At 69.2% G+C, this 24,190-nt stretch carries 14 protein-coding genes and 1 pseudogene; 9 read left to right on the plus strand and 6 right to left on the minus strand.

Annotated elements, in window-relative coordinates:
- Positions 1-162 precede the first annotated feature (162 nt).
- Positions 163-1,377 carry a CapA family protein gene (locus VIW71_RS14850; protein WP_331622719.1) on the minus strand — a complete coding sequence of 405 codons (1,215 nt, stop codon included), beginning with the start codon at positions 1,375-1,377 and terminating at the stop codon, positions 163-165.
- Positions 1,378-1,724: 347 nt separating this feature from the next.
- On the opposite strand from VIW71_RS14850, the gene pglW reads away from it, so the two are divergent.
- The 3 genes from pglW to VIW71_RS14865 all read left to right on the plus strand — a co-directional run bounded on the left by pglW (position 1,725) and on the right by VIW71_RS14865 (position 10,513).
- Positions 1,725-6,347, plus strand: coding sequence for a BREX system serine/threonine kinase PglW (pglW, locus tag VIW71_RS14855; RefSeq protein WP_331622720.1), 4,623 nt, complete (start codon positions 1,725-1,727; stop codon positions 6,345-6,347).
- Positions 6,348-6,390: 43 nt separating this feature from the next.
- Positions 6,391-10,002 (plus strand): BREX-2 system adenine-specific DNA-methyltransferase PglX, encoded by a 3,612-nt coding sequence (pglX, locus tag VIW71_RS14860; RefSeq protein WP_331622722.1) that lies wholly within the window; start codon positions 6,391-6,393, stop codon positions 10,000-10,002.
- A gap of 145 nt (positions 10,003-10,147) precedes the next feature.
- On the plus strand, positions 10,148-10,513 hold the full coding sequence (locus VIW71_RS14865) for a hypothetical protein (RefSeq protein WP_331622723.1): 366 nt from the start codon (positions 10,148-10,150) through the stop codon (positions 10,511-10,513).
- 58 nt (positions 10,514-10,571) lie between these two features.
- On the opposite strand, the gene VIW71_RS14870 is transcribed toward VIW71_RS14865, so the two are convergent.
- The gene (locus VIW71_RS14870) at positions 10,572-11,183 is read right to left on the minus strand and encodes a DUF6879 family protein (protein WP_331622724.1); all 612 of its coding nucleotides are present in this window, start codon (positions 11,181-11,183) and stop codon (positions 10,572-10,574) included.
- A complete protein-coding gene (locus VIW71_RS14875) occupies positions 11,176-11,445 on the minus strand; it encodes a hypothetical protein (protein WP_331622725.1) in 270 nt (89 codons plus the stop codon). Before VIW71_RS14875 ends, VIW71_RS14870 begins: the two co-directional genes overlap by 8 nt.
- Before the next feature lie 266 nt (positions 11,446-11,711).
- Between VIW71_RS14875 and VIW71_RS14880 the strand changes: the two genes are divergently transcribed.
- On the plus strand, positions 11,712-12,752 hold the full coding sequence (locus VIW71_RS14880) for a tetratricopeptide repeat protein (RefSeq protein WP_331622726.1): 1,041 nt from the start codon (positions 11,712-11,714) through the stop codon (positions 12,750-12,752).
- A 159-nt stretch (positions 12,753-12,911) separates the two neighbouring features.
- On the opposite strand, the gene VIW71_RS14885 is transcribed toward VIW71_RS14880, so the two are convergent.
- Both VIW71_RS14885 and VIW71_RS14890 read right to left on the minus strand, forming a co-directional pair.
- On the minus strand, positions 12,912-13,103 hold the full coding sequence (locus VIW71_RS14885) for a hypothetical protein (protein ID WP_331622727.1): 192 nt from the start codon (positions 13,101-13,103) through the stop codon (positions 12,912-12,914).
- Positions 13,104-13,111: 8 nt separating this feature from the next.
- Positions 13,112-13,963, minus strand: coding sequence for a helix-turn-helix domain-containing protein (locus VIW71_RS14890; protein WP_331622728.1), 852 nt, complete (start codon positions 13,961-13,963; stop codon positions 13,112-13,114).
- A 302-nt stretch (positions 13,964-14,265) separates the two neighbouring features.
- Between VIW71_RS14890 and VIW71_RS14895 the strand changes: the two genes are divergently transcribed.
- Together VIW71_RS14895 and VIW71_RS14900 are read left to right on the plus strand one after the other, a co-directional pair.
- Positions 14,266-14,694: an ATP-binding protein gene (locus VIW71_RS14895; RefSeq protein WP_331622729.1), complete on the plus strand. Its 429-nt coding sequence runs from the start codon at positions 14,266-14,268 to the stop codon at positions 14,692-14,694.
- A 267-nt stretch (positions 14,695-14,961) separates the two neighbouring features.
- Positions 14,962-15,576 carry a DUF433 domain-containing protein gene (locus VIW71_RS14900; RefSeq protein WP_331622736.1) on the plus strand — a complete coding sequence of 205 codons (615 nt, stop codon included), beginning with the start codon at positions 14,962-14,964 and terminating at the stop codon, positions 15,574-15,576.
- Between the two features lie 142 nt (positions 15,577-15,718).
- On the opposite strand, the gene pglX (VIW71_RS14905) is transcribed toward VIW71_RS14900, so the two are convergent.
- Positions 15,719-19,345: a BREX-2 system adenine-specific DNA-methyltransferase PglX gene (gene pglX, locus VIW71_RS14905; protein WP_331622730.1), complete on the minus strand. Its 3,627-nt coding sequence runs from the start codon at positions 19,343-19,345 to the stop codon at positions 15,719-15,721.
- A 153-nt stretch (positions 19,346-19,498) separates the two neighbouring features.
- On the opposite strand from pglX (VIW71_RS14905), the gene VIW71_RS14910 reads away from it, so the two are divergent.
- From VIW71_RS14910 to VIW71_RS14920, 3 genes and pseudogenes are all read left to right on the plus strand, one after another.
- Positions 19,499-20,986, plus strand: coding sequence for an AAA family ATPase (locus VIW71_RS14910; protein ID WP_331622731.1), 1,488 nt, complete (start codon positions 19,499-19,501; stop codon positions 20,984-20,986).
- Positions 20,983-21,618 (plus strand): hypothetical protein, encoded by a 636-nt coding sequence (locus tag VIW71_RS14915; RefSeq protein WP_331622733.1) that lies wholly within the window; start codon positions 20,983-20,985, stop codon positions 21,616-21,618. The genes VIW71_RS14910 and VIW71_RS14915 overlap by 4 nt, the downstream gene beginning before the upstream one ends.
- Before the next feature lie 104 nt (positions 21,619-21,722).
- A pseudogene (locus VIW71_RS14920) lies at positions 21,723-24,190 on the plus strand (phage resistance protein); the annotation flags it as partial.

Genomic DNA, 24,190 nt, shown 5'->3' on the forward strand with positions numbered 1-24,190 from the left:
GCGCTGCGGCCCGCAGGCCTCGCACCGCCGACACCCCCGGGAGCACCCAGCCCCCACGACCGGAACCCCGCCGCAGGCCCGGCGCCGGAAGCGCCCGGCCCGTCCGGCAGCCGGGGCGACAGCCCCGACCGTCGGGGTTGGCCCCGCCGGAGCCCCGAGCCCTCACACCCCCCGCAGCGCGAGCGTCCCGTCCGGCCGGCGCTCGATCCGCGCCCCCGGGCCAAGGTCGCGCCCGGCGCGGTCGAGCACGTCCCGCAGCCACCTGGTGTCCTCGCGTGAGGCATGCCGCAGCCGCATCCGGTGGGCCTGGAACAGGACCACCCGCACGGCGGCTCCGTCGCCCGCCCCGCCACCAGCCGCCTCGACCGCCCCCGCGTCGCCGTCGTCCCCCGCACCGCCCAGCACCGCCGCACCGCCCACCGCCCCCGCCAGCAGCCCCGTCTCCCGGTCCACCGTCACCAGGTAGGCCGGCCGCAGGTCGTCCCGGTAGCGCTCGTACCCGTCGATGCCCTCGTAGTCGTCGATGAAGTCGCCGCAGCCGTAGAGGATGAGCTTGCCGCGGTACGTCTCGGCCGGGCGCGCGTGGTGCGAGGAGTGTCCGTGCACGAGGTCCGCGCCGCCGTCGATGAGTGCGCGCGCCCACCGCATCTCCGCGGCGGAGACGTCGTAACCCCAGTTGGACCCCCAGTGCACCGATACGACCACGATGTCACCGGGCCGCTTCACCCGGCGTAGCCGCTCGGTGATCTTCACCGCGGCGACCCGCGACGGCTCGGCCACGTAGTCCACACCTGCCGTGTCCTCGGTCGCCGCCCAGGTGCGGGGGATGCCGCTGGACCGCATTCCGCAGGCCAGCACCAGGACCCGGCCGCCGCCGGCCAGGGGCACCACCGCCGGACGCCGCGCCCGGGCCGCATCGCGGCCCGCCCCCGCCGTCCGCACCCCGGCCCGGGTCAGGACGGCGAGCGTCTCCCGCAGTCCGGTGCGGCCGAAGTCCAGGACATGGTTGTTGGCCAGGACGCACACATCGGGGCGGGCGGCGGTCAGGCACGGAAGGTTGGCGGGATGCATCCGGTAGTGCACGGGCTTGCCGACCGCGAACTCGTCGCTCGTGGTGACGCTCGTCTCCAGATTGACCACCCGCACGTCGGGCCGCGCCCGGTCCAGCATCGGGAGCGCGTCGCCCCACGGCCAGAGGAAGTCGACCGGGCGGGGAATCGGCCCGTTGGCGTCCTCCGCCAGCCCGACGTACGCGCGGGCGTCCCGGATCGTCGGCTCCATCAAGGCAGGGTCGCCGGGACGGGGCAGGATCTGGTCGACGCCGCGGCCGAGCATCACATCGCCGCAGAGAAAGAGCGTGACCTGCCCCTTGCCCATGACCCCAGCCTAGACACGCAGCGGCTGCCCGCCGCGAATGGAGCGGACATCGCGGACCGCCGCACGGCCACAGACGACCTTACGGAGTGCTGGCGGGGCGGCGGGGGCGCATCGGGTGAGGACCGCGGATCCCCGGTCCGGGCGTCCGGTCGGCGGACCGGACACTCGGCGCGGGGTGGTGCGCCCTCACCGGTCGCGGCGCGCTCCCACGGACCGCTCCGCGTCCACGTTGACCGACCCGCCTCGCGCCTCTCACCCAGCGGCTACGATCCGAGCTTGGGGTTTTGCAGCTCACTGCGCCCCTTTTGGGCTGGTCGAGCTGAATTGCGAAGAAGCGGGGCAGGTGTATGCGGGACGGCCGGTGGGAAACCGTCACCGACTCGGAGTTCCAGCACGAGCGCCGGGGCCTGGAGGCGATCCGCGAGAAGCTGCCGGACGCCGAGCCGTGGCGGGCCTGGTCCAACTTCACCTTCACCGCGGGCACCGGACACGTCCGCGAGGTGGACCTGCTGGTCATCGCTCCCGGCGGGGTGTACCTGATCGAGCTCAAGGACTGGCACGGCTCGGTCGAGTCGCGGAACGGCGGCTGGGTGCAGACCCAGCCCGGCGGCCGCCAGGTCGCGCACGGCAACCCGCTGCACCTCGCCAACAAGAAGGCGAAGGAGCTGGCGAGCCTGCTCCGGCGGGCGGGCGCGCCGGTCTGGGTGTCGGAGGCTGTCTGCTTCACCGACTCCTCACTGCGGGTCCGGCTGGCCCCCCACGACCAGCACGGCGTCCACACGGTCCCGCAACTCGTCGACATGCTCGAGGAGCCGCCGCGCGACGCCCGCCACCGCATCGGCCCGACCGAATCACGCCAGATCAAGGCCGCCCTGGCCCAGGTCGGCATCCAGCGCAGCGACGCCGCGCACAAGGTCGGCCCGTACCTTCTCAACCGCAAGGCCTTCGACACCGGCCCCACCTGGGCCGACTACCTGGCCCGGCACAGCGTGCTGCCCGAGGCCGCCCGGATCCGCGTCTATCTGCGCGAGCGCGGCTCGGACGCGAGCCTGCGGGCGTCGGTGGAGCAGGCGGCCCGGCGCGAGGCGACGGTGCTGAAGCGGTTCAGGCATCCCGGCGTCGTCCAGTTGAAGGACTACTACCCGGACGGGCACATCGCCGGTCCGGCGCTGAGTTTCGACTACGATCCGCGGACGCTGCGGCTGGACGAGTACCTGGCGCAGTACGGCGACAAGCTGGACGTCCTGAGCCGGATGGCGCTGGTCCGCCAGCTCGCCGAGACGGTACGCAGCGCGCACGGCGCCCGTGTCTACCACCGCACCCTGTCCGCGCACGCGGTGCACGTCGTCCCTCGTACCCGCCGCCGGAGTGCCGCCGCCGGTGCGGAAGGCGAGGAGGCCGGCTGGCTGAACCCGCATCTGCAGATCTCCGACTGGCAGGTGGCCGTCCAGCGCCTCAGCGACCACGGGCAGTCCGGGGAGCGTTTCGCGCCCACGGCGCTGTCGAACGCCGGGGCGCATCTCGCCGACGAGGCCGACCCGTATCTCGCACCCGATCTGACCGCCCTGAACGCCGACCCGGTCGCGCTCGACGTGTACGGGCTCGGCATGCTGACGTACCTGCTGGCGACCGGCAGGGCGCCCGGAGCGAGTCAGGCCGAGCTGACGGCCCGGCTGGAGGCCGGCGAGGGGCTGCGGCCCAGCGCCGTGGTGGACGGCCTGTCCCCGGACATCGACGAGCTGGTGCAGGCCGCGACCGCCTACCGGCCGCAGCAGCGGCTGGCGTCGGCCGCGGAGTTCCTGGAACTCCTGGAGTCCGTCGAGGACTCGCTGACCGCCCCCCCGGCCGAGGACACCCCGCCCGCCGAGCCCGACAAGGACCCGCTGGACGCGGTGACCGGCGATGTGCTGGCGGGCCGCTGGGAGGTACGGCGGCGGCTCGGCACCGGTTCGACCAGCCGCGCGTTCCTGGTACGCGACGTCACGGTGGACCCGGCGGCGGGCGGCAGGGCAAAGGCGTTCGCCGTACTGAAGGTGGCTCTCTCGGACGAGCGCGCCAAGACGCTGGTGCGCGAGGCCGAGGTGATGGGCCGGCTGCGCGCCGACTCCCGGATCATCCGCCTGATCGAGCCCGAGCCGCAGCAGATCGGCCGCCGTACGGTCCTGGTCCTGGAGTACGTCGGCGACGAGCGCGACGACGACCCGGCTGCGGACAAGGGCGGCAGGCCCGCGCGGCGCCGCGAGGAGACCGTGGCCCGCCAGCTGCGGGAGGGCGGCCGCCTCATCGTCGACCAGTTGGAGGCGTACGGCGACTACCTGTTCGGCGCGGTGGACTTCCTGGAGGGCGAGGGCGTCTGGCACCGGGACATCAAGCCGGACAACATCGCGATCCGCGTCCGGCCCAACCGCACCCGCGAGCTGGTGCTGATCGACTTCTCACTGGCGGGCTACCCCGTGCAGGAGACGCAGGCCGGCACCGAGGGCTACCTGGACCCGTTCGTCGGCTCGCTGTCCCGGTCGGTGTACGACGGCCACGCCGAGCGGTACGCGCTCGCCGTCACCCTGCACGAGATGGCGTCGGGCGAGCTGCCCGTGTGGGGCGGCGGCAGGGCGACGGCCCGGCAGACCGACGAGGCGGAGCAGCCGTACCCGACGATCGCAGCCGAGGCGTTCGACCCGGCGGTACGGGACGGGCTGGTGACGTTCTTCCGCAAGGCGCTGCACCGGGACGCGGACCAGCGGTTCCGCGAGCTGAAGCCGATGCGGGACGCCTGGAAGAAGATCTTCCTGGACCTCCAGGACACGCTCCCCTCCTCCTCGCACCGCACCCGAGCCGGCGGGCATCCGGCCGCCGACGCCGCCCGGGCACCCGCCCCCCGCGAGATCCAGGCGGCCGAGCCGGAGACCGCCGAACAGCAGCGCGACCGGCTGGCGGAGGCGGCGACCCGCGACACCCCGATCGAGATGTCCGGGCTCGGTCCGGCCGCCATCTCGTTCGTGTACGGGCTCAAGGTCCACAGCGTCGGGCAGTTGCTCGATCTGAGCCAGCGCCGGCTCGTCAACGCCCCGGGTCTGGGCCCCAAGACCCGCCGCGAGGTGCTGGACCGGATCAGGCAGTGGCGGGAGCGCTTCGCCGAGCAGCCCGCGGCGCCGCTCACCCCCGAGGGCCGCAAGGACGCGCGGGAGGAGCTGTCCGCCGCGGAGGCCGTGCTCACCGACGCGGTCGCCGCGGGCGCGGGCGCCGAGGCCGCCGCGCTGGGCGAGCGGGCGCTGCGCGCGGTCAGCCTGGACGCCCTCGCCACGATCTTCGTGCCGGAGCTGAGGAAGAACGGCGCGAACGCCAACGAGGTCGAGATGGTGCGGCTGCTGCTGCGCCTGCCCAGGGACGACGGGACCCTGCCGGAGATCGGTGTCTGGCCCAAGCAGAAGGACGTCGCCGACGCGCTGGGCCTGAGCGCGGGCCGCATCCCGCAGATGCTCAAGATCCAGCGCGCCCGCTGGAAGAGGCACCCGGCGGTGCAGGCGCTGCGCGGCGAGGTGCTGGAGTTGCTGCGCGCCATGGGGCGCGTCGCGGCGGCCGCCGAGATCGCCGACGCGCTCACCGTACGGCGGGGCACCCGCCTGGAGAGCCGCGAGCAGCGGCGCGCACTCGCCCTGGCCGCGGTACGGACCGTCGTGGAGGTCGAGGAACTCGACCGGCAGAACGAGGAGTTCCAGCACGCGGCCAACCGTGAGGCGGTCGACGAGGGCATGGGCGCGGGCCTGCTGGCCCTCGAAGTCGGCGAGGACGACTCCCCCGACACCCCGTCGGGCCCCGGGCTGCTCACCTACGCCCAGCGGCTCGGGCGCGTCGCCGACCGCCTCGCCAGGTCCGAGACGCTGCCCACGTCGGCGACGGTACTGGCCGAGCTGGGCGCCGTCGCCCCGCCGAGCGGCGCGGTCTCCTGGGACGAGCGGCGCATCGTCGAACTGGCCGCGGCCGGGTCCCGCAACGCGGCCGCCACCCCGCGCCTGGAGATCTACCCGCGCAACCTGCCGCTGGTGCGGGCACTGCGGCTGACGCAGGCGGGACTGGTGCAGCTCGTGCCGGGCCTCGCGGAGGAGCACCAGCCCGGGCTGACCGTGGCCGAGATCCACGAGCGGGTCACGTCCCGTTTCCCGGAACTCCTGGACGCCGCCGGCAACCACACCCTCCCCGAGGGCGGCCGCCTGACCAAGGCCCTCCACGACGCCGGGTTCGACCTCGTCCTCAGCACCCGGGAGGGCACGAGGACCCAGCGGTACCTGCCCCGGCACGCGGACAGCCTGTCCAGCTATCTCACGTCGGGCTCCCGCGGCCGTACGTTCACCGCGCACTCCACGCGCTACGACGACGACCCGGAGCGGGCCGCCGCGATCCGCACCGGCGAACGGCTCCTGGCCTCGTCCCGGCGGGACGGCTTCCGCGTCCTGACCGTCCAGACCCTGCAGATGCGGGAAGCGATCCGCCGGCTCGGCGAGACGGAGGACGGCAGGCCGGGTGCGGAAGTGGTCTCGGTGGCCGGGCTGTTCCTGGCCGCGATGCACGAGCAGGTCGATCCGCGGCCCAAGCCGACATGGCAGACCATCCTCAAGGCGGATGTGGCGCCGGCCGGCTCGCGGCCCGCGATGAAGTTCGCGGAGTACGCGCAGACCGCGTGGGGGCTGATCGAGCCGCGGATCGGCGGGCGGCTGGAGCTGGGCATGGGCGAGGGGCCGGTGCTGATGGTGGACGCCGGAGTGCTGGCGCGGTACGACGCGATGGGCGTCCTGGACCGGCTCGCCGCGCGGGCCCGGCAGGGCGGGCGGGCCCTGTGGCTGCTGTGCCCGCAGCCCGATCCGGCGCGGGGGCCGCGGCTGGGGCGTGTCGCCGTGCCGTACCAGTCGGGTCTGGGCGAATGGATCGAGCTTCCGGACCTCTGGGTGCGGAACGGGGGCGGGAAACTGCCGTGACGAGTGATGCCGGTGCTACGAATGCTACGAAGGGGCGTACGTCGTGATCGACCGCAAGGCGCTGCTGGAGGACCTCAAGCGGCAGGTGAAGGCGGTCGAGACCGACCTGGGCAAACAGGTCCGGGAGCTTCCGGAGGAACGGGCGAAGCTCGACCGCGAGTACAAGCGGGCCCGCGAGCTGGGGCGTACGGGGGCGACCTGGAACTCCTGGCTGGACGAGCGCGTCACGCAGGTCGCCGTGGCGTGGGTGCTGGGCACGGTTTTCGTACGGTTCTGCGAGGACAACCTGCTGATCCCCGAGCCGTACCTGACCGGGCCGAGCGACGAGCGGCGCGACCTGGCGCTGGAACGGTACGCCTCGTACGTGGCCGAGGACCCGGACCCGACGTACCGGGGGTGGCTGGAGAAGGCGTTCGCGGAGCTGGGGTCCGGTCAGGCGGGGAAGCTGCTGTTCAATCCGGAGCGCAATCCGCTGTTCCACATCCCGGTGTCGCACGACGGTGCGCGGGAGCTGGTGGAGTTCTGGCGCGAGCGGGACGAGGAGGGCACGCTCGTCCACGACTTCACGGACCCGTTGAACGAGGATGGCACGGAGGGGTGGGGGACGCGCTTCCTCGGCGACCTGTACCAGGACCTGTCGGAGGCGGCGCGGAAGACGTACGCGCTGCTCCAGACCCCGGAATTTGTGGAGGAGTTCATCCTCGACCGCACCATGGACCCGGTCGTACGGGAGCTGGGTGGCGCGTTCGGCGAGCTGAGGATGATCGACCCGACGTGCGGGTCCGGGCACTTCGTGCTCGGGGCCTTCCGCCGGATGCTGGGCCTGTGGGCGGACCGCCTGCCCCACATCGACCGGCACGAACGGGTACGGGCCGCGCTGGACGCGGTGCACGGCGTGGACGTCAACCCGTTCGCGGTGGCCATCGCCCGTTTCCGGCTGCTGGTCGCGGCGATGGCGGCGGCGGGCGTGCGGACGCTTGAGGAAGCGGGGCGCTGGGAGTGGCCGATCCACCTGGCGGTGGGCGACTCGCTGATCAAGGCCCGGCAGCTCGAACTCACCCTGGAGGGCGAGGAGTCGGGCGACCCGCTGGCGGAGTTCGCGTACGCGACGGAGGACATCCACGAGGAGCGGTTCAAGGGCATCCTGGAGCCGGGGCGGTACCACGTGGTGGTGGGGAACCCGCCGTACATCACGGTGAAGGACAAGAAGCTCAACGAGTTGTACCGGGAGTTGTACGCGTCCTGCGCCGGTACGTACGCGCTGTCGGTGCCATTCGCCGAGCGATTCTTCCAGCTGACCAAAATAGGCGACGCGGAAGGGCGCGGCTTCGGCATGATCGGCCAGATCACGGCCAGTTCGTTCATGAAGCGAGAGTTCGGCGCTAAGCTGATCGAAGAGTTCTTCGCACACAAAGTCGAACTGACGGAGGTTATCGACACATCCGGAGCTTACATCCCTGGACACGGGACGCCGACTGTCATCCTCGTCGGACGGCGGCGCGGCGGAGAACAACGTTCGCCCAGAATTCGTACAGTACGCAGCATCCAGGGGGAGCCTTCAGCACCTCGCCACGGCGAAGAGGGCCTTGTGTGGACGGCAATCTTGGATCAAATCGACAAGCCCCGATCAACTAGTCAATGGATTTCGGTTGACGATCTGGATCGGCACGATCATTTCGGCCAGCATCCGTGGGTGCTGTCCAATGGCGGACTCGAGGTACTCGACACCATCGAAAAGAGTTGCACCCGACAGCTCATCTCGGTAGTCGAGAAGCCGATTGGAAGAGCTGCCCGAGTTGGGGCGGATGAAGCGTATATTCGACCCCTCCGGCGGGCATATCGCACATTCGCCGACCGGAACGCCCTCTTCCCTCTTTTGGTCGGGGAAGTCGTCCGCGACTGGGATGCATCGCCCGAGGAGTCCATCTGGTATCCATATCTCGAAGGGCTCGAGCTCGGCACCATCGAACAGGAACTCTGGCCCCTGCGACGGACACTCCAAGCAAGGCGCACGTTTCAAGGAAATATGGCAGATGCGGGGCTGCGCTGGTGGGAATATATGCAGTACACAACGTCGGCCCATCGAACGCCTCTATCGATCACGTTTGCCTTCGTGGCGACGCACAATCACTTTACGCTGGACCGCGGCGGGCGGGTCTTTAAACAGTCTGCCCCTGTGATCAAGATGCCAAAGCTGACCAGCGAAAAGAATCATTTGGAGCTGCTCGGCCTACTAAACAGTTCCACTGTAGGATTCTGGCTCAAGCAGGTAAGTCATAACATGGGCAGCACAGTTGACGCCCACGGAGCACGTCAAAGCACGCTGCCCTTTGAGGATTTCTATCAATTCAACGGAACTTCCATTGGCGAACTCCCTCTGCCAGCCAACTGTCCCACAACTCTCCCCACTAAACTGGACGCCCTCGCACAGGAACTTGCAAATACCAGCCCAGAAGCCCTGGTCAATTCCGGGTACCCGACCCCAACCACTGGCGTCCTTCGCGAGGCGCGAGCTAAGTGGAAGAACATCCGTGGGCTGATGATCGCCTTGCAGGAAGAGCTGGACTGGCAGGTCTACTCGCTCTACAACCTGCACTCCACAGACCTGCGCACCCCCGAGGCCGACGTGCCCGAACTCGCACTCGGAGAGCGGGCGTTCGAGATCGTGCTGGCCCGGCGGGTCGAGGCCGGCGAAGCCTCTGGCGAGTGGTTCAAGCGGCACGGGTCCACGCCCATCACGACCATCCCCGAGCACTGGCCGGACGCATACAAGGCCATCGTCCAGAAGCGGATCGACGTCATCGAGACCTCCCGGGCCATCGGGATGATCGAGCGGCCGGAGTACAAGCGGCGCTGGGCGACCGAGGGCTGGGACGTACTCCAGCAGAAGGCCCTCCGCTCGTGGCTGCTCGACCGGATCGAGACCCGGGACCTCTGGTACGGCGAGGGCGACCAGCCCACCCTCCTCACGCGGGCCCAGCTCACCGACGCGCTGTCCCGCGACGAGGACTTCGTATCGGTCGCCGCGATCTACGCACCTCACCAGGACCTGGCGACCGTCGTGACGGACCTCCTGGCCGACGAGCACGTACCGTTCCTGGCTGCCCTCCGCTACAAGGCGCCCACCGGGCTGAAGAAGCGAGCCGACTGGGAGCACGTGTGGGACCTCCAGCGGCAGGAGGACGCAGCCCCCGACGAGCCCGCGAAGCGGAAGATCCGGGACACGATTCCCGTGCCGCCGAAGTACACCTCGGCCGACTTCCTCAAGCCGTCGTACTGGCGGGCCCGGGGGAAGCTGGACGTGCCGAAGGAACGCTTCATCTCCTATTCCACGACCACCGGCGGCACCCCGGACCTGTACGGATGGGCCGGATGGGACCACCGGGAGCAGGCGCAGGCGCTGACGACGTACTTCACGAACCAGGCCGCCACCACGGAGGAGTTGACCCCGCTGCTCGCCGGGCTGCTGGAGCTCCAGCCGTGGCTGACCCAGTGGCACGACGAGTTCGACCCGTTGTACGGCATGTCGCCGGCGGCCTTCTTCGCCGGTTACCGCTCGCAGATCCAGGGCGAGCACGGTCTGACCGACGACGACCTGCGCGCCTGGCGCCCCCCGGCCCCCACCCGCGGCCGCCGTACGGCAAAGAAGAAGTAGCCACCTGCCGGAAGCCGGAGCGACTGCACCATAGGCCCGCCGCTCCGGCCTCCGGCACGAGGGACAACACGATGGACACGGCCCATCACCGCAACTGTGGCGCGGAGGTGCGGAACCACCGACCCGGCCTGCGCATCGAAAGGCCATGGCTGAGAGAACTGGACACATCATCGTCGCCTTCGCGCTGGCTGCCGGGGTACTCACGGGCTGTGGCACGGTCGTCGAGGGCGGAGAGGGCGTCCGAACGACACCGTCCGCCCGGACGATTCCCTTCGACCTCTATACGCATTGCGGAATCGACGAGGCCCGTATCGGCTCGGCATACTTCGAAGCGGAGACCCCGCTGTCCGACGGCTCGGGAAACCCGCCCGCTGAGTGGGACAACCCCACCCAGCGCGGCACGATGACCTTGAAGTCCCAGACGGAGGCCGTCTTCAGCGACGATGCGGGGCACGAGGTGAAGTTCCGCGCCCGGCCGGGTGCGACCGACTTCAAGCTCATCTGCCGTTAGTCGTATGTCCCCGGCCGCCGGGAGAGCCCTGCACGGAGGCGCAGGTCCTGCCTTGTTCTCACCGCTCGACGGACGGCGGAGCGAGCGGGGCGATCTCTCGGTCGAAGAAGTCGAACAACGGCTCCCCGCGCTCATAGAGCGCGTCGAAACCGGCTGAAGTCTCCCGGATCAGCGCCGGGTCCGTGAACCGGTTGGCTCCCGCGGCGTTGCCGTCGCTGTCGTAGACCACCTCGTACATCGCAACGTCTCCGAGGATGACCACCTCGGGGACGGGACCGCCCTGCTCGATGTCGGAGATCGTCCGGGCGTCGATCACCTTGATCCGGTCCCCCAGCTCCACCTTGAAACGGAGGACGTGGAGCTCCCACTGCACATACGGGGTGACCGGGAATTCGACGACCCTCAGACGGCGCTGCGCGACCCCGAGCCGGTCCGCTTCCTCCAACTGCCGGAGGTAGACATCACGCTTCTCCTCGATGAGGGACAGCGCCTGATCCCACTGGCCGGCGGCGAAGGACTCCCAGCTCGCGAAGCCTTTTTCCTTGAAATTCTGGCCGCGTTCGAGCTTGTTCAAGTATGGAATGCCGCTCTTGAAGACCCGGTAAAAGTCCTCGTGATATGTCGGGCGTTCGAGGCGTTCGGACACGCCGGCGGAGAACGAATCAAACACTGGGGATATCCGGCTTCGCAGCGATCAGCATGTTCCGTGGGATGACCACGAGTCGTTCATCGGCGCCGATCGACACTCCCGTGGGCAACTTCGCACCGAGCGAGCCCGTGAGGTCCCTGCCGATGATTGCGATATCCCCGTTCTCCAGCTCCCACATGTCCGGACAGTCGGGATTATCCGTCGCGTTTCCCAGTTCCTGTGGCGATTTACCGAGCCGCCTCAGGAATGTCGTCGTCGGGTCCGCTTCCCACGGCCTGGCCACAGTCCTGCCCCTTTTCTTTCCTTGGCGCGAAAACGCCCGATCTTAACACTCGACACACCGGAGCAGCCATACCCGATGCGGTACTCCGAAAAGAACCAGCCATTTAGCACCTACCATTGGAGGACGTGAGAGTCCTTGTCCAGTTCCAGGCCCAAAGTGTGATAGTAATCGAGTGGAGTACTGATCACATCCGCACCTGATCGAACTTCATGTGATCAGATCACCAGAAGACCGAATGATCGCTGGACAGTACGGTCAGGGGAGCTGTGGATCCAGAAGTCACATCACTCGTTCAGGGCGCTGGAGCGACATTGGTCGCCCTGATGGCAACGGGTGCCTGGCAGCGTGCCCGCGACGGGATCACTCAGCTGTGGCAGCGCGTTCAGCCCCACGGCGCCGAGGCTGTCGGCGCCGAGTTGCAGGCGTCCCGAGAGGACGCACTGGCCGCGCAGGCGAGCGGCGACCACGAGACGCTGAGCGAATTGCGTGCGCAGTGGCAGGGACGGTTCCGACGTCTGCTCGCCGCCGAGCCCGAGGCGGCCGCGGAACTGCGCCGTCTGCTTGACGAGCTCGACCCGTCCGGCAGCGCGGCAGCCCCGGTAGTGGTGTTGGCATCACGCTCCAGGACGGGCCGGGCGCTCTTTCGTCTGGGGCGGTACGCCGAGGCGGAAGAGCTCCTTCGCCGCACCCGTGCCGAGCAGGAGCGACTGCTCGGTGCGGGTGATCCGGACACGCTGGACAGCGCCCACGGGCTTCAACTCGTGCTCGGTAATCTCGGCAGACGCGAGGAAGCTCTTGCGCTCCTCCGGTCCACCGTGGCGGGTCGCCGCGCGGTGTTGGGTCCTTCACACCCGCTGACTCTGCGCTCCCGCTCCAGTCTGCTGGCCATGCTGACCGCTTCCGAACTCGCCGCCGAGGACGACAGCACGCTGCTGTCCTTGCCCCAGGAGTGCGTCCGCCACCTCGGTGCCGATCACACGGTCACTGTGGGAGCCAGGCACAACCACGCCTGGGCGCTGTATCTGCTGGGCCGTTTCGAGGCCGCCGAGGAGGAAATCCGTCTGGTCACCGAGGAATACGGGCGACGCTTCGGTCCCGACTACCCGATCGCCCTGTCCGCGCGGCAGCTTCACGCCCGGACCCAGGCCGCGCTCGGCCGACGGGAATCGGCAGTCGAGCTGATGGCCGAGGTCGTCGCCAGACGCGAACACAGCCTGGGCCCCGAACACCCCTTCACGACGGCAGGCCGGCAGCTCCTGAACGAGCTCGGCACCGGGCAACAGCGCCCACCCCGACCGCCCGGCTGACCCGCCGAGCGACGCGGACCGGTCGTGGGTCCGACCGACCACGCCCCGCACGTCCGGCGCCGCCTCTCCGGCCCGCACGCGCGGCCGCCGTACGAAGAAGAAGACCGCCGCACGCGGACCGGGACGGAGCGGACGGGCTGCAGCCCCGGCCTGCGCGGCCTACAGGAGGTGGTCGGCCTTGCCCGCCTTCACATCGCGGATGAGGGTGCGCAGGGCTTCTATGGAGTCGGTGAGGTAACGATCCTCTTGGCCGTTCACGGCGATGTACGCGTTGCCGTCCGCGTCGGTGCCGAGGCGGAAGCAGTTGTTGCCTGCCGCGCAGAAGGGCTCTTCCCAGGTGATCTCAGACATGCGGTCTCCTACAACTCGTGCGCGATGGCGCGGATGAAGTCCCGCGACTCGTCCGCGGTCAGGGTGGACTCCGCCATCCAGCGCAGATGGGCGCGATACGTAGTCAAGTCCACGTCGGCATGGGTGAACTCCGGTCCGTGTGCGGAGTCGAGTTGCACGGTGTCGAGTTCCGGGACCACGCCCTCGGAGTAGAGAAGGGCATGACCCGCGCCGGGGAACGAGCCGCGCTCAACCGGGATGACCCGGATCGTGATGTTGGCCCGCTCGGACATGGCGGCGAGATGGTCGAGTTGATCCCGCATGATCTTGCGGCCGCCGAACTGCATGCGCAGAGCTGCCTCGTGGACATAACCCACGTACGGAAGCGGAGCGTTCCGGTCGAAGACGCGTTGGCGGGCCAGCCGGTGGGCCACGTGCAGTTCGACGTCCACGCGGGACATCGGAGGGAGTCCGGCGGCAAAGATCGCGCGGGCGTAGTCCTCGGTCTGGAGCAGCCCAGGCACGTGCACGGTCTGAGCGGTCTGCACGCGCGCGGAGTGCCATTCGAGTTCGGCGATGTCGAACATGCCCGGCGGGAGTGTGTTGCGGTATTCCTCCCACCAGCCGCGCTCGCGGTTGTCGGCCATGGCGACCAGAGCTTCCACGTAAGCGGGTTCGGTGCAGCCGTAGTCGGTCGCCAGGGTGCGTACGCGCTCCGGGCTGATCGTTCGCACGCCGGACTCCATGTTGGAGATCTTCATCCGATCGGTGCCCAACAGCTCGGCGGCGTGGTCAGTCGTCGCTCCTGCTGCCACACGAAGCTTGCGCAGTTCGGCTCCCAGCCGTTTCTGGCGCGCGGTAGGCGTGCGTCGTGTCGACATGCCGTCCTCTCTCACCTGCTCAATGCCGATCAGTCTGCCCACAACCGCAACCGAGATCCACTCGGTGGGGTCATTTACCAAGAGTGCATTACTAAGTGCCCCCACGTGATGCTAGCTTCTAGTTACGCGCAAGCCACTGACGGCAACGCCGGAAGCGCACCGCGTGAGCATGCCCGCCTGCCCTGGGACGGGTGTGCCGCGCCCAGGGAGGTAGGCCACCGGCACGGTCGGGGCGGCGTGAACGTACCCCACGCGCACGTCCGCGCGCCCCTCACCATCCAACGCCATCGAGGAGTTCCGCCATGCCCGAAAACCCGATCCGGCCCGCCGTCCCCGCCGTACCGTCCCACTGGCGCTTCCCCGCCGACCCCGCGTCCGTCAGGCGGGCCCGCCAAGCCGTGACGGACGCGCTCCCGTATGGCTGCCACCCCCGACTCGGCGACGACCTCGGCCTCCTGACCAGCGAGCTCGTCACCAACGCCATCCGCCACGGCACCCGGCCCACCGACGACCAGCTCATCGAACTCGTCCTGTGGCCCGCGGACGGCCACTACTGGCTGGCCGTCTCCGACCCGGGCCCCGGCGTACCCATGCTGACCCGCGCCGCCCCCGACGCCACCGGCGGGCGCGGGCTCCTCCTGGTCGACGCCCTCTCCGCCGCCTGGGCCGTCCTCCCCCGCCCCACCCGCGGCAAGTCCGTCGTCGCTGGCGTCCCCCTCCACAGCGGCTGACGCGCTGCCCCCACCGCACACGGACGACGAGCCGCACCGAGGGTGCGCGCCATGGGAGGCTGGCTGTGGAAGGATCTCTCCGGCTCAGGGGAAGAGCGGAAGGAGGCACCATGATCGACAGATTCACGGACGGGCTCCTTACGCCCTCGGAGACGTCCTCCCATCTCCAGATCCCCGCAGTCCACGCTGAACACCTGGCTGAAGGGCACGGCAGCCGGGGCCCCGCTCGTACACCGCGTGGAGCCGATCCGGTCGGGGCAGCCCTCGGTGCCGTTCGTAGCCGTGGCCGAAGCGTACGTACTACGGTCGCTGCGGGGTCTCGGCCTGCGCATGACCGAGGTCCGGGAAGCGGCGGGCGCAGTCAGGGACGCCTTCGACACCCCCTACGGCCTCGTGTCCAGGCGTATCGCGACTGACGGCGTTGACATCTTCGTCGAGCACGGTCTCGGTGACCTGCGACGGGCCCGCGACGGACAGGCACCGATCCACGAGGTCGTCGCCCAGTATCTCCAGTACCTGTCATGGGACGCGGGCGACGACTTCCCCTCCAGTCTCCGGCTTCGCCAGTACGGGGACGTCGTCCCGGTCGTGATCGACCCCCGGTTCGGCCACGGCCTGCCCGTCGTAGCAGCCAACCGCGTGCCGGTGAAGGCCGTGACCGACCTCTGGGAGGCCGGAGAGACGGTCGAGGACATCGCGTACGAGTACGACATGGAGCCGGACCAGGTGGATGAGCTGTGCCAGGCCGTGGTGCGCCAAGGGCGGCCCGGCCGCCTACGCCGTGCACGCGGACGGAATCGACCGGACCTGGCCTTGACGGGCAACGCCCCGACGATCACGGGCGCTGCCTACCAGGCTGGTGGCTCCGTCCGTCCTGGCTGAGCCCACAGCCTGGAACTCGTCCGGCGCGGGACGCCGATTACGGCGATCGGTATCCCGCTGCCCGGCAGTCGCAACGACTGCCGGGCGTGTCCGGGCCGGGTGTCGAGCAAGCGACCGCATCGCGACCGAGTCGGCGCGGCGGTCAGCGACGGCGGGACTGCATCTTCCGGGGACGCCAGGACGCCAGGTCGTCCATGCCGAGCCCGTACTCGGCCCGCAGTTCGTCAAGGGATCGCCGGAAAGCGTCGGCCTGACCGGCTCCGGGCCCGCGCTTCGTCGACGCCTCCTCCCACTGCCGGACCCAGGGCAGCAACTCCTGGATGCCTGCCAGCAGGGGCGTGATCTCCTCCGCCCCCCGAGAGCGCCGAGCGGGTGAGTCGGCCAGGTCGAAGAGGACCTTGACGCGGTCCGCCTCGCTCCAGCCCGCCCAACCGAGGACCAATGTGCTGTCGTCGTCGGGAGACGCCGGCGGGTAGGAGATGAAGCGCTCCTTGGGGATGTCCAACGTCCCCCGGAGGGGCCAGAAGTCAGCCCTGCGGAAGTCGCGGAACGCGAACTTGGGCGGAACCGGGATACCGAGCGCTACGCCGGTCTCGTCCTCCCTGCGCTGCAGCTCCCAGACCCGTTCCCACTGCGCGCGCTTCCGCAGCCCGGATTCCTGGTACCGCAGAGCCGCGACGTAGGGCACGTGCTCCGCGTCCAGCACTGCCGCCAGGACGTCGGCCAGGGGGGCGTCGGGCAGGTCCAGGTAGTCAGCGGCGTAGAGGGCCGCGACAGCCCGCAGTTCGGCATCCGCACCGAGCGCGTCGGCGAGTCGGTCAACGGTGAGAGGGCGAGGGTGCGGCCTGCCGCCTTCGGCGCTGAACCACAGTTCCTCGTCCTCGCAGCGGTCGAGCAGCCAGGTGTGCAGCGCCTCTCCTTCCCACTCGTCCCAGGGCTCCGTGGACCACCGCCGCTTGTATGCCGGGCGTTCGATCAGGGCAGGTCCCGGGCGTGACGCGATCGCGTCGATCCTGGCCTGCACGACCTTCCGGTACGCGGCCGGCCAGCGCGACGGAATCTCGGTGACCGGCGTCGTACCGTGCCTGACGAACCAGGAGTCCGCGGCCTCACCGGCTGCCGCTCTTCGGGCCAGAACGATCTCGAAGGCTCGCTCGCCGAGTCGGACCTCGGGTACCTCTGACCCCGGCGGGACGACGAGGCGCGACGACTCGTCGGGAGCCAGCAGGCCGTACGCGCCGTAGACCGTCCAGTCCAATTCCTCCTGGAGCGCGATCATCTGCCCGCGCAGATCACAGTGAACAGCGCGCGCGGCGTCGAGCGCGGCCCGGCTGGGAGGGCTTTCCGCGGTGCAGACAGCAGCAGGTTCGGAACCCGTGAGCAGTCGCCTCAGCGCGTGCAGCGCCCGCCCGAGCGACAGCGGAGGATCGGCGGGCAGGGGGAAGTTCTTGAAGTGGGCCGCCGCGAAACTGTAGGGCCGAGCCCACTCCTCCCCGTGGGAACCACTGCCCGGCTGGTCGGAACCGACGCTCGGATTGACCTGCTTGAGCCAGAAGCACGCAGCCGAGGAGTTGAGAACGGCCAGCACTGCGAAATGATCGTCCTCCGTGGCCGTGTCGGGCAGCTTGAGCAGAGGGGCGAGGCGGTTGAACGCCCGCTCCCCGCGCACCAGCGCGAAGTGATTGTGGGAGGCGAGAGACGCAAAACTGATCGCCCGCCGCTCCCTGTACCGGTCGGGTGTCCAGCGCCGCCAGGTCCACCACGGCTCGGACCCCCTCACGTGCCCCGGCCCGGCGGTCGTCTTCATGAGCTGTCTCATGCGCCACAGGTGGCGCCCCCAGGCGGACGCGAGATCGAGAGGGAGCGGAACGTCGGCGGCGTCGTAGGGGACCAGTGCAGCCGTGGACGCCTCCGCCCGCCAGTCCCGCAGGGTCGCGCCGGTGACCATGGCGCGTCCCAGGACCGCTGAATCCGGGTGCCTGCGGAACCATGGTCGTCCCAGGACGAAGACGTCCGCCGGCGCAGGATCGCCGACCGGGCCGACGGTCCCGTCGAGCAGATCACCCAACCGCCGTGGGGCATGCCCCAGCACGTCCATCAGGTCCGTTTCCCCACCTCCGGCCAGGTTCCAGGGGAACTGCCCGAATACCCACTGGGGTTCGTCCTGGACGCTCACCCAGTGCGACCGCGAGCCGGGCCGGTGCAGTTGTTCGACGATGGCGTTCCAGACCAGCCCTGGAGACCCGTCATCCGGCGGCTTCGGTTCGCCCTGTACTCCGCGGACCACCCGTACATCCCGCGCACCGGGCTGGTTGCGTCCGACGAGGATCACCGTCGGGACGCCGTGACCGGGAACGTAGGCCCCCGATGTGTCGATGACGTGGGTCAGCCCTGCCCGCGGCAGGAAGTCTTCGATCAGCTTGTGTCCGAACCCGCGTTTCGTGAAGGAACTCGATGTGTACTGCCCGACATAACCGCCCCCCGATCCCCGCTCGGCGCTCCGCACGGCGAGCTGGAACATGCGCTCGGCAAATGGCACCGACAGCGGGAAAGAGCCGATGGCGGTCGGATAGAGGGCTCGGTACGCGGCACTTTCCGCCTTGTCCTTGACGCTGATGAACGGCGGCTCCGCCACCACCACGTGGTAGGAGCCGCGCCCCAGCAGATCGCACCGCTCCGAGAACCCGGATACGTCCGACGCCAGGTCGTCAGACGTATCCTCGCTCGTCACCAGGAGAGACGGTGGCCGACCCATGCCACCCCGTCCGTCCAGCAAGGCGTCGCCCACGGCGACGTTGACCGGGAAGGCAGGCAGCCGTTCCAACCGCCGTTCACCGCTCTCCTGGAGCGCGGCCATCGCCAGCCTGAAGCGGGTGATACTCACGGCGAAGGGATTCCTGTCGCAGCCGTGTACGGAATCCAGCGCCCGGGCGATCAGCACCCGGTCCGGGGTATCCGTCGCGGCGGCACGCATCTTCGCCAAAAGCCGCCGGAACATACCGAGAAGGAAAGTTCCCGATCCGCAGGCCGGGTCGATGCAGCGGATTCCATCGACACCGAACTCCGCGACCGCCGGCTCCAGGGAGAGGTCGAGGACGAGATCCGCGATGAACGGCGGCGTCTGGAGCAGAGCGTACTGTTTGCGGGCAGCCGCGCTGATGCTCTCGTAGAGGCCGCCGAGGAAACCGGTGTCCAGTCGCTCGCGGTCGGTGAAGTCGTAGCGAATACCGCCGTCCTTGCCACCCCGCCGCCAGAAGGCAATCAGCCCGGCCGCCGCCTCGGCGGAGGGGGCCAGTTCCCACAGCGGACGGTTCCCTGTGCCGAATACCCCGGCAAGCGCCTCATTGGTCCTTGCCAGAGAGCCGAAAGTCTCGGTCAGCCAATCCCGGTCACTGGCCCCGGGCCTCTGGGACAGGTACGCGTTGTGCCGCTCCTCTGCTTCCGGCAACCGCTTGCCGGGCCCTGCGATGACAGGCCGGGAAACGACACCGTTGTCCTCGCAGAAGCGCACGAAGACAGTGCCGAGCACCCACGCCACAGCGCTCTGAGTAATACGCTCATCACGCCACGAAGCGTAGGTACCAGTGGTCCGCCACCCGGCCCTGGCCTGCTCATAGGCATTCCTCAGCGCGCCCCGGTACCGCTCGCTGTTCTCGCTGCGCTCACGAAGATCGGTTTCGAGCGCCAGCACCTGCCTGCGCAGATCGGCAAGGAGCGCGGCCCTGTCCAGCCCGCCCCTGTCCGCCTCACCCGCACCAGCCGAGGACACAGCGGCGACCTCTCCTCCGTGCGTCGTCAACACCCACCCGATACTGTCCCGTCGAAGACATCCTGCCAGCTGCCTGGCCTGAGGGGCGGTAGCCGGCAAGCGTCCACGGCTGCTCCTGTACCTCACGCCACGGTCTGTCGATCTATCATTCACGTGCGCGTCGGCGGCGCCGCGGACGGCCTGGGAGTCCACGGGCGTCATGGGGAAGCCAGAGGACCGAGGGAACGCATGCTCACCAGACTCGAAGTCCGTGGATTCAAAAACCTTCTGGACCTGATGGTCGAGTTCGGTCCGTTCACCTGCATCGCCGGTGAGAACGGCACGGGTAAGTCGAACGTGTTCGACGCGATCCAGTTCCTGAGTCTGCTCGCGGACCGGTCCATGCTGGAGGCGGCGCAGGAAGTACGCGGCACCCACGGTGAACTTCACGGAGATGCCCGCGATCTGTTCTGGAACGGGTACGCCGACGGCGAGCACCGGATGTCGTTCGCCGCGGAGATGATCGTCCCCAGCGAAGTGGAGGACGATTTCGGCCGCATCGCGGAGCCGACCTCCACATTTCTGCGCTACGAACTGGTACTCGGTTATCAGCCCCCGCAAGGCGGGGAGCGAGGCGGCAGGCTGACGCTGCGGTCAGAAGACCTCAGTCAGATCAGGCCTCGGGTGGCTCCCCATCATCTGCGGTTCCCGCACAGCGCCAAGGAGTTCAGGAACTCCGTGGTCACCGGCCGCCGATCGACCGCGCCGTACATCTCCACGTCGTTCGACGAGGGTGACGCCGTCGTCCGGATCCACCCGGACGGCGGCCGCAGGGGGCAGCCACGCCCCGCTCCCGCGTCCCGCGCCCCTCAGACGATGCTCTCCACGATCAACCGCAGCGACGACCCCACCATCCTGGCCGCCCGCCGGGAAATGCAGTCCTGGCGACGGCTGGCGCTCGAACCGTCCGCGCTGCGTACGTCGGACCGCTACACGGACCCGAGCGATCTGCAGCCTGACGGGCTGCACCTGCCACGAAGCCTGGACCGGATCGCGAGGGAGAGGTATCCCCACGATGTCGCGCGGGTCTATTCACGGGTCGCGGGGCGTTTGTCGGACCTGTCGGGTCTGCACGTCCGCACGCTGCACGTGGAGGCCGACGACAAACGCGAGCTGCTGACGATCAAGCTCCATGAGATCGGCGGCATGGAGTTGCCGGCCCGGAGCCTCTCCGAGGGAACCCTGCGGTTTCTCGCGCTGTGCGTCCTGCTGGAAGATCCGCAGGTGCGCGGTCTTCTCTGCATGGAAGAACCGGAGAACGGCATCCATCCGGCCAATCTGAACGCCATGGTGGAGCTGGTGCGCGAACTGGCGGTGGACCCCTACGAGCCTCCTGGCGAGGGCAACCCCTTCCGGCAGGTGCTGATCAACACACACTCCCCGGGAATCGTGTCCCTGGTCAAGGAAGAGGATCTGCTGTTCGCCGACACCGCAGTGGTTCCCACAGCGGAAGGACCGGCCCGAGGTCTTCGCCTGCGCCCGCTGGCCGACACCTGGCGCGCCGGCGGCGCAGGCAGGGGCTACAGCACCATGGCGGACATCCTTCCCTATCTCACGACGCCGCCGCAGGCTCGGCTCACCCTTGAGGGGAGCCGTTCGTGACCGTGCGCGCCCTCTATCTGTGCGAGGGGTCCAGCGATATGGGGCTGCGCCTGCATATTGAGGAAATCGCTGCAGACGAAGGCAAGGAAATCCTCGTGACCTCGCCTGATTTCGATCGACTGAGGTATCCAGTCGGCCACTCGGTGGCGGATAAACTGCGAGCCGCCCGAAAACTGAACGACAAGGGATCCGATTACGATCTCGTCGTCATCCACCGGGATTCCGATGACGGCCCTCCCGAGCGTCGTCGCCGGGAGATCGCGGCAGCGGTGTCCGCTGCGTGGCCGGGACTGACGCACGTGCCGGTGATCCCCGTCCGGATGCTGGAGGCATGGCTGCTGCTCGACACCGCGGCGATCCGCGAAGTAGCCGGTAACCCGAACGGCAGAGTAGCGCTCGGCCTGCCGAAACCGGCCAGGGCCGAGGCGGTGGCGGACCCGAAGCACCTCCTCAAGGAAGCAATCGCCAAAGCCAGCGAAGAAAAAGGGCGCGACTTGCGGAAACTTCAGAACCGCTTCTCGGAGAACCGGAGGCGGTTGCTCCAGATGCTGGATCGCCAGGGTCCGGTCAGCCAACTCGCCTCCTGGAAGGCATTCGACGCAGAACTGCGCGAGGCTCTGAAGAGCTATTGAGCCTCTTCGGTACTCCTTCGGCGTGCGAGGATGACGGAGGGCTGAGCGGGCGGCGCGTCCGGGACAGCCGGAACATGACGGACGGAACGAAGAAGTCGGGACACATGCCACCTACCGCACCTGTCGAACCGCCGCTGCTCCGCGATGTCATCGACATCAAGCCGTCCATCTCCACGTCCGACTTCGTCCTGAAGCTCGCCGAGGCGGTGACCGAGGAGGGCAGCGCCCGGGCGCTCAAGGACTACGTCGTCACCGAGCGGCTGCTGGAGAACTTCGACGAGGCCCTGGGTCTGATCAGGGCGGCACTGGACGGGCAGACGTCGAAAGCCGCGTACCTCCACGGCTCGTTCGGTTCCGGCAAGTCGCACTTCATGGCGGTCCTGCACGCGCTGCTGCGGGGCGACCGAGCGGCCCGGGCCCGCACCGAGTTCGACCCGGTGCTGGCGCGGCACGAGTGGCTGGCCGGGGCGTCGGAGCGGAAGAAGTTCCTGCTGGTGCCGTACCACATGCTCGGCGCGAAGTCGCTGGAGCAGCGGATTCTCGGCGGCTACGTGTCGCACGTCAAGGCGCTGCACGAGAAGGCGTCGACTCCGCAGGTGTACCGGACGGACTCCCTGTTCGCGGACATCGAGCGGCTGCGGGCGCGGGTCGGCGACGAGCAGTTCCTCGCGGGCCTCGGCGGTGCGGGCGCCGCCGACGAGGACGACGAATGGGGCGAGGGGTTCTCCTGGACGCCGGCCCTGGTGAACACCGCGCTCGCCGCCGAGCAGCTCGACGGCGACGAGGTGAACCTCAACGTCGTCAACCCGACCACGCCCGCCGAGCTGCGCGCCAAGCTCGTGCACGACGCGATCGCGGGCTGGTTCCCCGGCTTCGCGAAGAACGCCGCCGAGGACGAGCACGGCTTCATCTCGCTGGACCGGGGTCTCGCGGTCATCGCCGAGCACGCCAAGTCGCTCGGCTACGACGGGCTGATCCTGTTCATGGACGAACTGATCCTGTGGCTCGCCAACCGCATCCACGACCAGAAGTTCGTCTCCCGCGAGGCGGACAAGATCACGAACTTCGTGGAGGGCGCGGACTCCCGCCGGGCGCTGCCCATCGTGTCGTTCATCGCCCGCCAGCGCGACCTGCGCGACCTGGTCGGCGAGGAACTGTCCGGAGCGGGTGAGGCCGCGATCCAGGACAGCCTCCGCCTCGCCTCGGGGCGGTTCGACAAGATCACCCTGGAGGACCGGAACCTCCCGCAGATCGCACACGCCCGGCTGCTGCAGCCCAAGGACGCCGAAGCGAAGGAGAAGATCGACGCGGCCTTCCTCAGGGCCAAGCGGACCGGCGGGCCCGCCGTGTGGGACGTGCTGCTCGGCTCGGAGGAGGGCACGACCGGCGCGGACGAGGAGTCGTTCCGGCTGACGTACCCCTTCTCGCCCGCGTTCATGGACACCCTCGTCCACATCTCCTCGGCCCTCCAGCGGTCCCGTACCGGTCTGAAGCTGATGGGCCAACTGCTCGCCGACCACCGGGACGACGCGCGCCTGGAACAGCTGATCCCGCTCGGCGATCTCTACCAGGTGATCGCGGACGGCGGCGACGAGCCGTTCGTCGACAAGCTGAAGGCGGAGTTCAAGGCCGCCGACAAGCTGTACCGGACGAAGCTGCGGCCGTACCTGCTGGGGTCGTACGGCGTCACAGAGGAGGACGTCGAGCGGTATCTGCACCAGCCCGAGAGGAGCATGGACAGCCCGCAGCTCGCGCAGTCCTGCCAGAACTTCGTCGGAGACAACCGGCTGATCTGCACGCTGCTGCTGTCCGCGCTGGCACCCAGCGTGCCGGCTCTGCGCGACCTGACCGTACGACGGCTTGGCGCACTCAACCACGGCTCGGTGGTCTCCCCGATCCCCGGGGCCGCGGTCGGGGTGATCAGGCACAAGGTCACCGAGTGGGCGTCCCGTTTCCCGGAGATCAAGGAGACCGGCACCCCCCTCAACCCGGGTGTGCGGCTCGAACTGGCCGGCGTGGACGTGGACTCCGTCATCGCCAACGCCAAGGTCAATGACAACCCGGGCAACCGGCGGGCGCTGCTCAAGCGGCTGCTCGCCGAGGACATCGGCTTCGACCTGCACGACGGTCGGCTGGGCGCGGACGAACTGGCGCTGGTGTGGCGGGGCTCGAACCGGACGGTGGAAGTGGTGATCGGCGAGATCGCCGACCCCGAGTTCCTGCCCGACCACGACTTCTCGCCGAGCGAGGAGACCTCGTGGCGGCTGGTGGTCGGCATGCCCTACCACGCAGGTGAGTTCGGACCCGTCGAGGCCGTCCACCGGGTGCACGGCCTGCGTGACCAGCCCGGAGAACGGCCGCGTACCGTGGCGTGGATCCCGGCACACCTGTCGGCGGCCCGATTCCAGGACTTCGGGCGGCTGGTCACCATCGACTACGCGCTCACCGACGCCCGCCGCTTCGACACCCAGTACGCCTCGCACCTCAACGCCGACAACCGGGCCCGGGCCAAGGTCCTACTGGAGAGCCAGCGCAACGCGCTGACCACAACGGTGAAGAACGCGCTCAAACA

The sequence above is a fragment of the Streptomyces sp. genome (genome assembly GCF_036524955.1).
Taxonomy (GTDB): Bacteria; Actinomycetota; Actinomycetes; order Streptomycetales; family Streptomycetaceae; genus Actinacidiphila.